Genomic DNA, 13,535 nt, shown 5'->3' with positions numbered 1-13,535 from the left:
AACCGGTGAAACGGGGACTGCCTCAAGGCAGTCCCTCTGTTTTCCGACAGATGAGGAGGTACTACCGTTATGAGCCTGATCTTGCTTCAATTGTTTAACGGCGTGTCGCTCAGTTCCATTCTGCTGCTCATCGCGCTCGGGCTGGCCATCACCTTCGGGCTGATGAACGTCATCAACATGGCCCACGGCGAATTCATTATGATCGGCGCCTATATGGCTTATACGATTCAGCAACTGTTCCAGAAGATGCTGCCCGCCTCAAGCTTCGGCTTTTACTTCCCGGTCGCGCTGCTTGTCGCCTTCGCCGTCGCGTTCGTCATGGGCTGGCTGCTCGAGGCGTTGCTGATCCGCTTCTTGTACGGACGGCCGCTCGACAGCCTGCTTGCCACCTGGGGCGTCAGCCTCGTGCTGCAGCAGCTCGCCCGCTCGATCTTCGGCGCGCCGAACGTCGCCGTGACAGCCCCCTCTTGGCTGGAAGGCGCGATTACGATCGGCGGCGATTTGACGCTGCCGTACAAGCGGCTGTTCATCATCGCGCTAGTTATCGTTTGCTTGTCGATCATTTACTGGTATTTGTACCATACGCGGGGCGGGCGCAACATGCAGGCCGTCATGCAAAACCGCAACATGGCCTCGTGCCTCGGCATCTCTACCCGGCGCGTCGATGCGCAGGCGTTCGCTTTCGGCTCCGGCATGGCCGGTATCGCAGGCTGTGCGTTGACGCTGGTCGGCCCGATCGGACCGACGATCGGCACCTACTACATTGTCGATGCGTTCATGGTTGTTGTGCTCGGCGGAATCGGCAAGCTCATCGGTACAGTGGCCGGCGCGCTCGGCATCGGCGTGCTGAACACGGCCTTCGAGTATACGACCAGCGCCACGCTCGGCAAAGTGATCGTGTTTACGCTCATCATCGCCTTCCTACAATGGAAGCCGTCCGGCCTTGTCACCATGAAATCGCGGGCGCTTGATTAAACGCACTGCGCGGTGACCGTTAATGAAAGGGGTTTTTGCCATGACCACTCTGCTTAGCAATACCAAAGTGAAAATCGCGCTTAGCGTACTGCTCTTCGTTCTGATGCTGCTAGCGCCGGCGTTTTTATCCGAGTTCCGGTTGTCGCTGCTCGGCAAATTTCTCGCGTACGCCATTCTCGCCATGGGTCTCGATCTCATCTGGGGCTACACCGGCATTCTGAGTCTGGGACACGGCGTTTACTTCGGACTCGGCGCCTACTGCATGGCGATGCATTTGAAGCTCGTGGCCTCGAACGGACAGCTTCCCGACTTTATGTCATGGAGCGGCGTGGAGAAGCTGCCGTCGTTCTGGCTGCCGTTCCAGTCGGCAGGCACGGCGATGCTGCTCGCCCTGCTCGTGCCGGTAGCCGCCGCTTTTGTGCTAGGCTATCTGACATTCCGCAACCGGATCCGCGGTACGTTTTTCTCCATTTTATCGCAGGCGCTCGTCATCATTACCGTCACTTTATTCGTCGGGCAGCAAGGCTACACCGGCGGGACGAACGGACTCACCAATTTCGATACGTTCCTTGGCCTCAAACTGGGAGAACCGTCGACCAAGCTCATCTTGTACTACATTACCGTCGTTGTCGTCGGCCTCGTGCTGCTGCTCTGCTTGTGGCTCGCCTCCAGCCGTCTCGGTAAAATCCTTGTTGCGATCCGCGACGCGGAAAACCGGGTCCGATTCATCGGCTACAATCCGGTTGCTTACAAAGTATTCATCTACTGCGTGTCCGCAGCGCTTGCCGGACTGGCCGGCATTTTGTTCGTCCTGCAGGAGGGCATTATCTCCCCCGCCCAGATGGGCATCGTCCCGTCGATCGAGATGGTGCTGTGGGTCGCCATCGGCGGTCGGGGCACGATTATCGGCGCGTTGATCGGGGCGGTCCTGACGAACTCGGCCAAGACGATGTTCAGCGAAGCGTACCCCGAATGGTGGCCGATATTGATGGGCGCGATGTTCATCGTCGTCACGCTGTTCCTGCCCAAAGGCTTTATCGGCACGTTAAAAGATTGGGCCGCCGGCAAAGGGGAACGAAAGAGCGCGGACGCTGCTCCCGCCGCATTAAAACCTTCCTCGGCGCCGCCGCTCGGATTTGCCGAGCTTGAAAAAACACAACAAGGAGGCTAGTCGCGATGAATGCTATGAATGCTTCGCTTCGGGAAGATCCATCCGCCCCCCTTCTCCACGTCGAACAGCTGGAGGTTGATTTTGACGGATTCAAAGCGATTCGCGGGCTCAATTTTCAGCTTACGCCCGGGGAGCTCCGTTTTCTCATCGGACCGAACGGCGCCGGAAAAACGACGCTGCTTGATGTGCTTTGCGGCAAGGTCAAACCGTCCAAAGGCCGGGTGCTGTTCAAAAATTACGATATTTCGCGGAACCAGGAGCATCAGCTCTCCCAGCTCGGCATCGGCCGCAAATTTCAGGCCCCTTCGATTTTTACGACGCTGACGGTACAGGAAAACCTGCTGCTGTCCATGCGTCAGAAGCGCGGTCTGCTCAGCACGCTCGTTGCCGCCACAAAGCCGGAACAGCGGGAACGCATCCGCCACCATTTGGATTTGATCGGCCTGACGGACAAAGCGAAAGAGAAAGCCGGCGGCTTATCGCACGGAGAAAAGCAGTGGCTCGAAATCGGAATGCTGCTCATTCAAGAGCCGGAGCTGCTGCTGCTCGACGAGCCGGCGGCCGGCATGACCGACAGCGAAACGGAAAAAACCGGCGAGCTGCTGCACGCGATCTGCGACCGGCAAACCGTCGTCGTCGTCGAGCACGACATGGATTTCGTCCGCAAGTTCGCCAGAACGGTCACTGTCATGCACGAAGGCTCGGTTCTCCGTGAAGGAACGATGCAGGATATTCAAAACGACGAAAAAGTAGCGGAAGTGTATTTGGGAAGAAGAGGTGAACGGCATGACTAATGCGGGAAACATGTTAACGATCGAAAAACTCGCGTCCGGCTACGGGGAAAGCTTGGTGCTCCGCGAGATTACGATGAAAATAAAGCCAGGTCAAGTCGTTTGCCTGATGGGCCGCAACGGCGTCGGCAAGACGACGCTGATGAAAACGATTATGGGCCTGATCAAACCGAAGAACGGCACCGTTCGATACGGAGAGCACGAGCTGACCGACGCGCCTCCGTACCGTCATGCCAAGGCCGGCATCGGTTACGTGCCGCAAGGACGCGACATTTTCTCCCAACTGACCGTGGAGGAAAATTTGCAAATCGGGCTGGAGGCAGCGGGCGGCAGCTTACGCAAAGCGGGTATCCCGAACTCCATCTACGAGAAGTTCCCTGTGCTGGGGCAAATGCTGAAGCGCAAAGGCGGAGACCTCAGCGGCGGCCAACAGCAGCAGCTCGCCATCGCCCGCGCGCTTGTGGCGGAACCGAAGCTGCTGCTGCTCGATGAGCCGATGGAAGGCATTCAGCCGTCCATTGTGATGGAAATCGAACGCGTTATCGAATCGATCAAAGCGAACCAGTCGATGTCGGTGCTGCTCGTCGAGCAAAGCCTGACGTTCGCGACCAGTATCGCCGACTACTACTATGTGCTTGATAAGGGCACGATCGTCGCCGAAGGCAGCCCCGCCACGCTGAGCGAGGATCAGGTTCGCAAGCATTTGGCGGTATGAAAAAGCGGCGCGGCTGGCCGAAACAAAAACATCGTTATTCCGAAAGTGCGGGTGCGCATATCCCATCGGAACGACGATGTTTTTATTTGACCGCTCCATTCGCCCGATTTGCTTTCATGGGAAAACAAAGTTTATCATAGAGTTGTCAGCCGTTGAATCCACACCGACAATACATAATCAAGAGGAGGAATTACTGCATGTCCACCATTTCGCAAATGAACGACACGACAACGTTAAACAACGGGGTCCGCATGCCTTGGCTCGGCCTCGGCGTCTGGAAAACCCAGGAAGGCGACGAAGTTATCAATGCAGTAAAATATGCCGTAAAAGCCGGCTACCGCTCCATCGATACGGCTGCCGTATACGGCAATGAAGCCGGCGTCGGGCAGGCGATCCGGGAATGCGGCGTCTCCCGCGATCAACTGTTTATTACAACCAAAGTATGGAACGCGGATCAAGGTTACGATCAGACGCTGCGCGCTTTCGACGAAAGCCGCCGCAAACTCGGTCTCGACGTGATCGACTTGTACCTCGTGCATTGGCCTGTGAAAGGCAAATATAAAGAAACGTGGAAGGCGCTCGGAAAGCTGTACAAGGACGGCCATGTCCGGGCAATCGGCGTGAGCAACTTCCAAGTTCATCACCTGAAAGACATCATCGAGGACAGCGGCGTCGTTCCGGCCGTCAACCAGGTGGAATTTCACCCGCTGCTGAATCAAGCCGAGCTTCGAAGCTTCTGCAAGCAGCAAAGCATCCAGATGGAAGCGTGGAGCCCGCTTATGCAAGGCAATCTGGATCACCCGACGCTTGCGAAGCTCGCCGCCAAATACGGAAAAACGCCGGCGCAAATTATATTGCGCTGGGACCTGCAGCATGGCGTCGTCACCATCCCGAAATCGGTTAACGAGCAGCGAATTATCGATAATGCGAAGATTTTCGATTTTGCGTTAAGTGCAGATGACATGGCGCTCGTCGACGGAATGAACCAGAATAAACGATTCGGAGCGGACCCTGACAATTTCAATTTCTAATTGAATATGAACAAGCAAGACTCAACGGCAGCTGCGCAGCTGCCGTTCTTTTTTTTCGCAAAAGATCCGTCACCAAACATCCGCCTATGCCATAGTATAAATTGTGTGCTAAAGCCTACTGAGCGGCGAAAGCTGCAAGTTATTTTTTTGGAGGAGGATTTTAAACCATGTATAATCCGAACAAACCGGGGATGAGTCCCTACGGCGGTTACCCCACGACAGGCGTACAGCCGGTAGGCCAAGGCCAGTTTCCGCCGATGATTCCAAGCGGATCGACGATTTCGCCGCAAGGATATCCCGTGCCGACGCCAACTGCGCCGAGCATGCCGGGACAGCTGCCGCTGGAGCAATCTTTCATCGAGAACATACTGCGCCTCAATCTGGGCAAAATCGCAACCATTTACATGACATTCGAAAACAACTCGGAATGGAATGCGAAAGTGTTCAAGGGCAGACTGGAAGCCGCCGGCCGTGACCATATTATTATTAGCGACCCTCAGACCGGCATGCGGTATTTGCTCCTGATGGTAAATCTGGATTACATCACGTTTGACGAGCCGCTTCAATACACATATCCGTACGGCTCTCCTTCGGGCCGTTAATCATCGATTTCGATGTTGAAGCCCATTAGAACCAGCCTCTGATTGTACAACAAATGAAGTCCGGGAGCCTGATCATCGAAAAGGTTCCCGGACTTTTTTAATTTTCCTGCGCACTGCATGACTTTTACCAATTCGGTCATACTACGGTTACATTTCCAATATCGTCAACAGGACGGATGAATCATGTATACCTATACAACGACAGCTTTTTCCCGGAACTACTTGCTTCAATTTCTGATCGCGGCATATGCCGTCTACTGGATCGCCTTGGCGTTTCACCCGACGAACCGCGGGCAATGGCTGATGGAAAACTTGATTCCGATAGCGACGATCGCCTTTCTTGGCTGGACTTACCGCAAATTCCAGTTATCCAACCTTTCGTACGTTTTGCTGTTCATTTTTTTATGCCTCCATACGTACGCCGCCCATTTTACATATCAAAACACTCCCGTCGACATGTGGCTGAAATCCGCTATACATACGAAGCGCAGCTACTTTGATCGGGTCGTGCACTTCGCATTCGGACTTCTTCTCGCTTATCCGCTTCGGGAAGCGATGATCCGCATTGCAGGAATTCGCGGCAAGTGGACGTATATTATTTCCGCTGCCGTCATTTTAACGTTCAGCGCCATCTTTGAGATCATTGAAGCCATTGTGGCCATACTCGCCGGATCGTTCGGCGCGCAGTATATCGGGCTGCAGGGGGACATGTTCGATTCGGAAAAAGATATGGTCATGGGCTTCGCGGGAGCGATCATAGCCATGGGGTTCCTTGCCTTCCTACATAAACGCCAAAAAAAAGCGTGAGCGGACCGTTTGCCGGGCTCGCGGACATGACTTCAAGAACAATGCCGACCGCACCGGGTGAAGCTCATCCGGGGCCCCCGGCCGTTTTTGCTAAAACGATGTGAATAACGATCAAAAAGACGTTAGGATTCGATATCGCGCTTGCGTCGCCCTCTTTTTATAATAAATGTTAATGTCATAAATAGATATAGGGGGTAGTACCATTGATATTGAAAACAGGAAAAGGTCTTCTCACAGCCGCATTGGCCGTAACTATGCTGACCGCATGCAGCAAGGCCGGAAATGGAAGCGTTTCCGGAACAACTGAATCCGTCAAGATGGATCTCACTTCGCCGGTTACGTTGACCGTAGCCTCCGGACTCGGCATGAGCGTCGAAGATTTCAACAAAAGCTACGGTGACAAAATCAAGGCCAAATTCCCGAACGTCACGCTTAATTTTATCGCGCGCAGCCAAGGCACGACCATTCCCGAATTGGTCACGGCCGGCATATATCCCGATATCGTATTCGGCATTATTTCGGACATCGACAATTACCTGATCAATCTCAATCTGCACGCGGATATGGCTCCGTTGATCAAAAAACATAACTACGATTTAAACCGCTTTGAGCCCATTCTCATCGACGCGATCAAGACTACGAACCCTGAAGGCAACATAATCGGTCTCCCTATGCCTTACGGCGGTATGCAGGTCATGTTCTACAACAAGTCGATTTTTGACAAGTTCGGCGTGCCTTATCCAAAAGACGGAATGACTTGGGATCAAACGTATGAGCTTGCCAAACAAATGACCCGCGTCGACGGCGGGGACGTGTACCGCGGCTTCGGTTCGTTCTATGGCGCGCTGCTGAGGGATAATCAGCTGTCCGTTCCTTACCTTGATCCGAAAGCGGACAAAATGTACGATCCTGAAAAGTGGAAGGTTCTCTTCAATAACTTCTCCCGCTTTTACCAAATTCAAAACAACAAACGAGCGGACGGAACGTCGCAAACTTCCGAGGCCGAAGCGTTCGAGAAATCGCAAAAAGTCGCGCTGAACGCGAACCAATTCGGACGCTATGCCGGGTTCCCGGCGGAAATGAATTGGGATATGGTGACGATGCCCACCTTCAAGGAAGCGCCGAATACGACAGGCATGATCGTCGGCTCCAGCGGCTACTGGTATATTACGAAAACGAATAAAAACCAGGATATTTCCTTCAAAATTATCGAGTTCCTCCTTTCCGATGAAATGCAGATCGAGGAAGCGAAGACGAAAGCGAACATGCCTTCCGTGCGGACCATTAAAGATCTTGACAAAATTGTCGGCTCGGAGCTGCCGGCCCTGAAAGGAAAAAATATCGGTGCGCTTACGAAGATGAAGCCCGCTGCGGTTCCGCCTGCCCGGGCGCAAGGTCTTGTCGGCGCCAACTTGAATGAGTTAAAGAAAATCGTTGAAACGACCATGAACAAAATCATCATCAACAATGTGGACATAAACACCGCTCTTCGCGAAGCCGAGGAGGCTATGGCCAAGCAAGTGGAGGCCAAAAAAGCCCAGTAATGAGATCGAACAAAACCGCCGAGATATGAAAAAATCGGCGGTTTTTTTGCGTCAACAGAACTAATTATCAATAATATTTAACTTTTTTTGGGTATTTTGAACTATTTCTTTCTTGTCGTTTATTGTCGAAAATTAAAGTATAAACTCAAATGATACGACATAAGAGGAGTGGGGCTTACTTGAAGCTATATTTACTTAAGAAATTGAACCCAGGCTCAGTAAAAACGAGACTGATCGCAACATTTTTGGCCGTACTTCTGATTCCCGCCCTTTCCACAGGCATCTTCTCCTATCATAGTTCACAAAAAGAACTAAGCAGCCATATGTCCTCCTCTACCCAAGAGACGGTCGATTTGGCAAGCGAAATCATCGGACAATACATCCGCCCCGTGATGAGCGAAGCGGATTTCCTGGCAGATCAATTGTCCGCCTCGGGTGTAGAACGAAACGACCCGGCGATCCGAAAATTGATCGATCTGTTCATGAGCAAGCATAGCGAATTGGAGCTAGTAACGTTAGGCAACGAGAACGGAGCCTGGATGAAAGCGCCCGACCCCGGCGCGCAGGATTACGATCCGCGCAAAAGAGACTGGTACATCGAAACGTTAAAAAATCCGGGCAAAGTCGTTCTATCCGCACCCTACATTTCCGCCACCACAAAAAATATGGTGGTCACGATTTCCAAGACTTTTCCCGACGGCAAAGGCGTCATCGGGTTAAACCTCGATTTGGCGAAGCTAAGCAGCGTACTGCAGCAAGTGAAAATCGGGGATAAAGGATACGTCTACGTTCTGGATCAAGGAAGCAAGTATTTGTCCCATCCTACAGTCAAGCCGGGGGAACAGGCTTCAGGCAGTCAAGTTGACGCTATGCAGCAAAACAGCAGCGGCATCGTAAACTATGTAAAAGAAGGCGTAGAAAAAGAAGCGCATTTCGTCACAAATGAGATTACGGGCTGGAAAATCGCCGGGACGATCGAGATGGACGAATACTCGGATGCGGCCAAGCCTATTCTGTACCAGACCGTAATCGTCATCATCGCCGCTTTGATTGTCGCCGGCATTCTGATCTACCTCATTATGCGCGCGATCATTGTTCCGCTCAATGCCCTGAGGGTAGGAACCGGCAGCATTCAATCCGGCGATCTTACCTGTCGGGTCAACATCCTCCGGAATGATGAATTCGGCGGATTAGCGAACGATTTTAACGCGATGGCCGACTCCCTCCATTCGCTTGTACGAGAAATAAACGATACGTCGCTGCAGTTGGCCGCTTCCTCTCAGGAAATGAAAGCCGTTACAGAACAAACAACGCAGACCGTTGGGCATGTAACCCAGTCGATACAGCATGTCGCCGCAGCCGAGGAAATGCAGTCGCAAACGACCGGCGAAACGGCAAGAGCGATGGAAGAGATGGCTGTAGGGGTCGGGCGGATCGCCGAATCCGCCGGAACGATTGTCCAATCCGCGATGCAAACGGAAGCGGAGGTAGAGAACGGGAACAGCACGGTTGAACAGGTCACTCGGCAAATGGAGGAAATTCTCGGGTCCGTCAGCGAATCTTCCGAAATGATTCGGAAACTCTCCGAGCTCTCGACGCAGATCCGGGACATGAATACCGCGATTGCCGAAATTGCAGGGCAAACCAATTTGCTGTCGCTCAATGCGGCGATCGAAGCGGCGCGCGCCGGTGAGAACGGCAGAGGCTTCGCGGTCGTAGCCGGAGAAATTCGCAAGCTGGCCGAGCAGTCCAAGACAACGGCCGATCATATTCACGGCGTTATTTCGCAAATGCTGCATATGATCGAAAGCATCGCCGATGTCATGAACCATCGCGTGAACGCCGAAGTCGACAAAGGAATTCATATTACGGAGAAAGCGAGAGCCGCTTTTGTCCAAATTCAAAGCTCAACGAAACATATTGTGCACCAAATTCATGATATCTCCGCCGTTGCGGAGCAAATGTCCGCCAGCTCGGAAGAAGTCGCTGCTGCAGTTGAAGAAATGGCCGTCTCTTCAAAAAGTTCCGTGCAATACACGCAAAATGTACTCTCCTCATCCCAGGAACAACTGGCATCCATGGAGGAAATTACATCGACGGCCGAGTCGTTGACCGTTTTGGCCGAGCAGCTGCAGAAGGCTGTCGAACGATTCAAAGTGTAGGCAAATACGTATCGGTATAACTTGCAGCAAAACTCGTCCCTCCTTTCCGGAGCGGGCGAGTTTTATTATTTTAATCGTACCGTTCCACTACAGAGAAAAAGAACCCCTTGCGGAGTTCTTTTAACGGTGAATTGAATGTTGGTAACAGCTTTTGAACCAGTCGAATCTCGGGTACCTTTTTGACCAATGCAGTTAAACTACATTAACGTCTCTTGGGCACAACCCCTCGCTTCTCATTGGATTCAATAACAGTATCCTCGGTATTGATCGTTAGAAAGCCCAACGGAACCACACCTCTCTTTTCACCGTCGCTCTTATGATACCCGGTTCTCCCCCAATTATTCATCCGCGTGATCCATTTTTGACGGTTGTCATCTTATTTGAAAATTGTCTTTCGTTACGATCCGCTAGACAACTGCACGAAATCACGAAACATGTGCATATCTTTCGTACAAAGAGCCGGTTACGATGAACCGGAAAGCTTCGAAAACAAAGGGGGAACAGGCATGAGCCATATCGACGAACCCGAAACGCCGCAAGCGGCGAACCAGACGCCGGACCGCAAAGAACCGGCGATTAGCCGCAGAGGCGTGATCATGGCATTAGGCGCGGCCGGGATTACCTTAGCCGCGCATGCGCTGCTCAACGGAAAGGCTTCATACGCCGACGGCGGTACCGTTACCGATTCGGTATACGACCACGACAAGAAGCCAAAGCATTCCGCACATCTGGATTGGCTCAGCGTAAAGGATTACGGAGCAAAAGGCGATGGCGCCGCGGACGACACCAAAGCATTTCAGGATGTGCTCGATCAAGCGCTAACGGGTGCGAGCCCGGCCGTCTACGTACCGAAAGGGGTGTATAGGCTGACGAAAATGCTGCGAATTTACCGCAATACGAAGTTGATGCTACACCATGACGCGGTGATGCTGCGCTGCCACAACGACAGCTTCCTGCTGAACGGAGCGTCCGGAGCCGCTTACGACGCATACGGCGGACACGGCAACATTACGATCGAAGGAGGGATCTGGGACGGCAACATCATCCAGTATCCCGACGCTTACGTAGGCTTCAACTTCGGCCATGCGGCCAACATCGCGATTCGCGATTTGACCATTAAGGACGTCGTATGGGCGCATGCGATCGAAATTAATGCAAGCCGCGACGTTTCGGTGGAACATTGCCGCTTCCTCGGTTATAAAAATGCGGACGACGGCTCCCGATTTTTTTCCGAAGCGATCCAGATCGACGTCCCGACGAAGCTCAGCTTTGCCGGATTCGGCAAATATGACGGTACGCCGTGCCGCAACATTACGGTTCGCGACTGCTATTTCGGCGCAAGCGGTACAGCGGGAACGACCGCCTGGGCTTGCGGCGTCGGCACGCATGGAGCAATCCATGACGTATGGTCGAGCAACATCAAGATTCTAGGCAATACGTTCGAAAATTTGACGTATTGGGCGATTCGCTTGTTCAAATGGAACGATTGCCTGGTGGAAGGCAATACGATGCTCCAATGCGGCGGCGGCGTTCTGGTCAGCACCCCGTCACCGAATAGTGAATCGACGAAAGATAAGGACGGCAATCAGCGTACCACCCCACAAGCGGGAAAAGGGATTCGCATCGTCGATAACGTCATCACCGGAGCGTCCGTCTATGGCGGCATCGGCAGCTATGGGGACAAAGCGGCACCGGTCGCCGATTTGTACATTACCGGCAACATCGTATACGAGACCGGTACGGAAAAGCATGCCATCACGGCGTCGTGGTGCCGATCGGCCGTCATCGAACGAAATATCGTGTACAGCGCAAGGCGCGGCGTTCATCTGGAGAATACGTCAGATTCCCAAGTATCGGGCAACCGGTTGGAGAGCATTGTCGTCAACGGCATCGAGTCGTCCAAGTGTACGGGCGTCACCATCGATAGCAACGTTGTACGGAATAGCGGGTTTTACGGCATTCTGGTCAGCGAGACGACCGGGTTCTCCGTTCATCGCAACATCATCGACTCCGCCAGCCAGAGCGAGCACAACCGGTATGACGGCATTATCGTCAGCACCCGAAACAGCCGCGGCTCCATTCACAGCAACACAGTGCGGAAAGCGGCAGCCGGCAAGCAAAACCGGTACGGCCTGCAAATTTCCGCCAGCAGCGAGCACATCGACACGTCTCAAAACATCCTGGAAGGCGTGTCCGGCGCTTACTTGAACGCATCGGCGACATCAAGCGACCGGCTGCTGCTGTACAGTGCAGGAGGGTCCAGCTACCAACTGACCGTCGACGAAACAGGGCAAATCATCACCACAAAAATATAACGTTAAATGGGGGCTTCAAGATCAATGAGAAAATCAATGATAGCGTTACTATCGGGTGTAATAACCATGACGCTGCTGTCAGGCTGCGGTTCCAGCGGCAGCGGCGCAACCGGCGGCTCCGCCAATGATCCGAAAACGGTAAAAGACGACAAAGACAGCGCGCCAGCCACCGTATCGATCGGCATCCGTGCCGTCGGCTATTTGACCGAGGACGAAATTCAGCGGTACATCGTGGAACCGGTAAAGAAAAAACATCCTAACATAACAATCAAACGCATCGTACTGGACGATAAAAACAATTCTTTCGAAAATTTGCTGGCCATTAACGAGCTTCCGGATATTATTTTCCATACGTCCCTGCTGCTTCCGGATTTGAAAAGGCTGGGCATCGATCAGGATCTGGATCCGTGGATTAAAAGCAATAAAATGGATTTGAACAAATTCAATCCGACTGCGCTGGACGCCGTCAAAATTACGAGCGAAAACAGTTTTTTGATGGGCATTCCGTATACGATGCATTTCAACGCGCTGTACTATAACAAAGACATTTTCGACCGCTTCGGCGTCGCTTATCCGAAAGACGGGATGACATGGCAGGAGACGACCGAACTGGCCAAAAAGCTCACAAGACTGGATAGCGGCACCCAATACCGCGGGTTCGAGCCGGATTCCGTCTACCGTGCCGGTTCCCAGCAGGAGCTGCCGCTTGTCGATCCGAAAAGCTTCAAATCGCTAGGCAATACCGATCAATGGAAAAAGACGGTGGAAATGGTTCGCGATATATATGAAATACCGGGCAACTCGACCATTCAAACGTTCAGCTCCGGCGTCAACGCCTTCGTCAAGGACCGGAAGCTCGCGATGCTTGCCGGCCTGAACTGGCTGCCGAACCTTGCCGAGGTGAAAGATCAATTCTCTAACTGGGACATCGCCTCTTATCCCGTTTGGCCGGAAAAGCCGGGCATCGGAACCCAGATCGATCTGCACGTCATGATCGTGCCGAAGACGAGCAAGAACAAGGATGCGGCGTTCAAAGTCGTAAATACGATCGTCTCCGACGAAGTGCAGCTGGATATGGCCCGCAACGGCCGCGTGTCCGTGCTCGGCGATAAGAAATACCAGACGGAATTCGGCAAAAACATGGATATATTGAAAGGGAAAAACGTTTCGGCCATTTTCAAAACCGCTCCGGCCAAGCCGTTCCCTTCCACCCTGTTTGCCAACAAGGCATTTAACGAAATTACGAAGGTCATGACGCAGGTGGTGAAAAACAAAGTGGACGTCAACACCGCGCTGCGCAGCTATGACGAGTTAATGGACAAATTCATTCGCGAGAATAAGCCGAATTAATCGCTTATCGGCCGCACCAGCACCTATTCCATCGTCTGTGGGCGGTTGATATAATAAGTAGAAGGATTTTCA

At 52.9% G+C, this 13,535-nt stretch carries 11 protein-coding genes; all 11 read left to right on the top strand.

What is annotated here, in order from left to right; genetic code table 11:
• Window positions 1-69: 69 nt before the first annotated feature.
• The 11 genes from urtB to ACFQI7_RS19680 all read left to right on the top strand — a co-directional run bounded on the left by urtB (window position 70) and on the right by ACFQI7_RS19680 (window position 13,463).
• Window positions 70-975 (top strand): urea ABC transporter permease subunit UrtB, encoded by a 906-nt coding sequence (gene urtB / locus ACFQI7_RS19730; protein ID WP_218101424.1) that lies wholly within the window; start codon window positions 70-72, stop codon window positions 973-975.
• A gap of 40 nt (window positions 976-1,015) precedes the next feature.
• Window positions 1,016-2,146, top strand: coding sequence for an urea ABC transporter permease subunit UrtC (gene urtC / locus ACFQI7_RS19725; RefSeq protein WP_218101423.1), 1,131 nt, complete (start codon window positions 1,016-1,018; stop codon window positions 2,144-2,146).
• A gap of 5 nt (window positions 2,147-2,151) precedes the next feature.
• The gene (gene urtD / locus ACFQI7_RS19720; protein ID WP_218101422.1) at window positions 2,152-2,940 is read left to right on the top strand and encodes an urea ABC transporter ATP-binding protein UrtD; all 789 of its coding nucleotides are present in this window, start codon (window positions 2,152-2,154) and stop codon (window positions 2,938-2,940) included.
• 10 nt (window positions 2,941-2,950) lie between these two features.
• Complete coding sequence (urtE, locus tag ACFQI7_RS19715) at window positions 2,951-3,652, top strand: urea ABC transporter ATP-binding subunit UrtE (protein WP_218101433.1); 702 nt, start codon at window positions 2,951-2,953, stop codon at window positions 3,650-3,652.
• A gap of 197 nt (window positions 3,653-3,849) precedes the next feature.
• Window positions 3,850-4,683, top strand: coding sequence for an aldo/keto reductase (locus ACFQI7_RS19710; protein ID WP_218101421.1), 834 nt, complete (start codon window positions 3,850-3,852; stop codon window positions 4,681-4,683).
• A 167-nt stretch (window positions 4,684-4,850) separates the two neighbouring features.
• Window positions 4,851-5,285, top strand: coding sequence for a spore coat protein GerQ (gene gerQ / locus ACFQI7_RS19705; RefSeq protein ID WP_218101420.1), 435 nt, complete (start codon window positions 4,851-4,853; stop codon window positions 5,283-5,285).
• A 183-nt stretch (window positions 5,286-5,468) separates the two neighbouring features.
• Window positions 5,469-6,092: a DUF2238 domain-containing protein gene (locus tag ACFQI7_RS19700; protein WP_218101419.1), complete on the top strand. Its 624-nt coding sequence runs from the start codon at window positions 5,469-5,471 to the stop codon at window positions 6,090-6,092.
• 203 nt (window positions 6,093-6,295) lie between these two features.
• Complete coding sequence (locus ACFQI7_RS19695) at window positions 6,296-7,636, top strand: ABC transporter substrate-binding protein (protein ID WP_218101418.1); 1,341 nt, start codon at window positions 6,296-6,298, stop codon at window positions 7,634-7,636.
• Window positions 7,637-7,815: 179 nt separating this feature from the next.
• The gene (locus tag ACFQI7_RS19690; RefSeq protein ID WP_218101417.1) at window positions 7,816-9,798 is read left to right on the top strand and encodes a methyl-accepting chemotaxis protein; all 1,983 of its coding nucleotides are present in this window, start codon (window positions 7,816-7,818) and stop codon (window positions 9,796-9,798) included.
• Window positions 9,799-10,304: 506 nt separating this feature from the next.
• Window positions 10,305-12,113 (top strand): right-handed parallel beta-helix repeat-containing protein, encoded by a 1,809-nt coding sequence (locus tag ACFQI7_RS19685; protein ID WP_218101416.1) that lies wholly within the window; start codon window positions 10,305-10,307, stop codon window positions 12,111-12,113.
• Between the two features lie 24 nt (window positions 12,114-12,137).
• On the top strand, window positions 12,138-13,463 hold the full coding sequence (locus ACFQI7_RS19680; protein WP_218101415.1) for an ABC transporter substrate-binding protein: 1,326 nt from the start codon (window positions 12,138-12,140) through the stop codon (window positions 13,461-13,463).
• The last annotated feature ends 72 nt before the right edge of the window (window positions 13,464-13,535 follow it).

This window comes from Paenibacillus allorhizosphaerae, from assembly GCF_042659105.1.
Taxonomy (GTDB): Bacteria; Bacillota; Bacilli; order Paenibacillales; family NBRC-103111; genus Paenibacillus_G; species Paenibacillus_G allorhizosphaerae.
The sequence above is the reverse complement of the archived record's forward strand: the minus strand, read 5'-3'. Positions and strand labels throughout refer to the sequence as shown.

What these genes read in the sequence shown, in the direction of transcription:
- urtD (WP_218101422.1), top strand. Translation starts at nt 2,152, where the DNA reads ATGAATGCTATGAATGCTTCGCTTCGGGAAGATCCATCCGCCCCCCTT.
- urtB (WP_218101424.1), top strand. Translation starts at nt 70, where the DNA reads ATGAGCCTGATCTTGCTTCAATTGTTTAACGGCGTGTCGCTCAGTTCC.
- ACFQI7_RS19685 (WP_218101416.1), top strand. Translation starts at nt 10,305, where the DNA reads ATGAGCCATATCGACGAACCCGAAACGCCGCAAGCGGCGAACCAGACG.
- urtC (WP_218101423.1), top strand. Translation starts at nt 1,016, where the DNA reads ATGACCACTCTGCTTAGCAATACCAAAGTGAAAATCGCGCTTAGCGTA.
- ACFQI7_RS19710 (WP_218101421.1), top strand. Translation starts at nt 3,850, where the DNA reads ATGTCCACCATTTCGCAAATGAACGACACGACAACGTTAAACAACGGG.
- ACFQI7_RS19680 (WP_218101415.1), top strand. Translation starts at nt 12,138, where the DNA reads ATGAGAAAATCAATGATAGCGTTACTATCGGGTGTAATAACCATGACG.
- urtE (WP_218101433.1), top strand. Translation starts at nt 2,951, where the DNA reads ATGTTAACGATCGAAAAACTCGCGTCCGGCTACGGGGAAAGCTTGGTG.
- ACFQI7_RS19700 (WP_218101419.1), top strand. Translation starts at nt 5,469, where the DNA reads ATGTATACCTATACAACGACAGCTTTTTCCCGGAACTACTTGCTTCAA.
- gerQ (WP_218101420.1), top strand. Translation starts at nt 4,851, where the DNA reads ATGTATAATCCGAACAAACCGGGGATGAGTCCCTACGGCGGTTACCCC.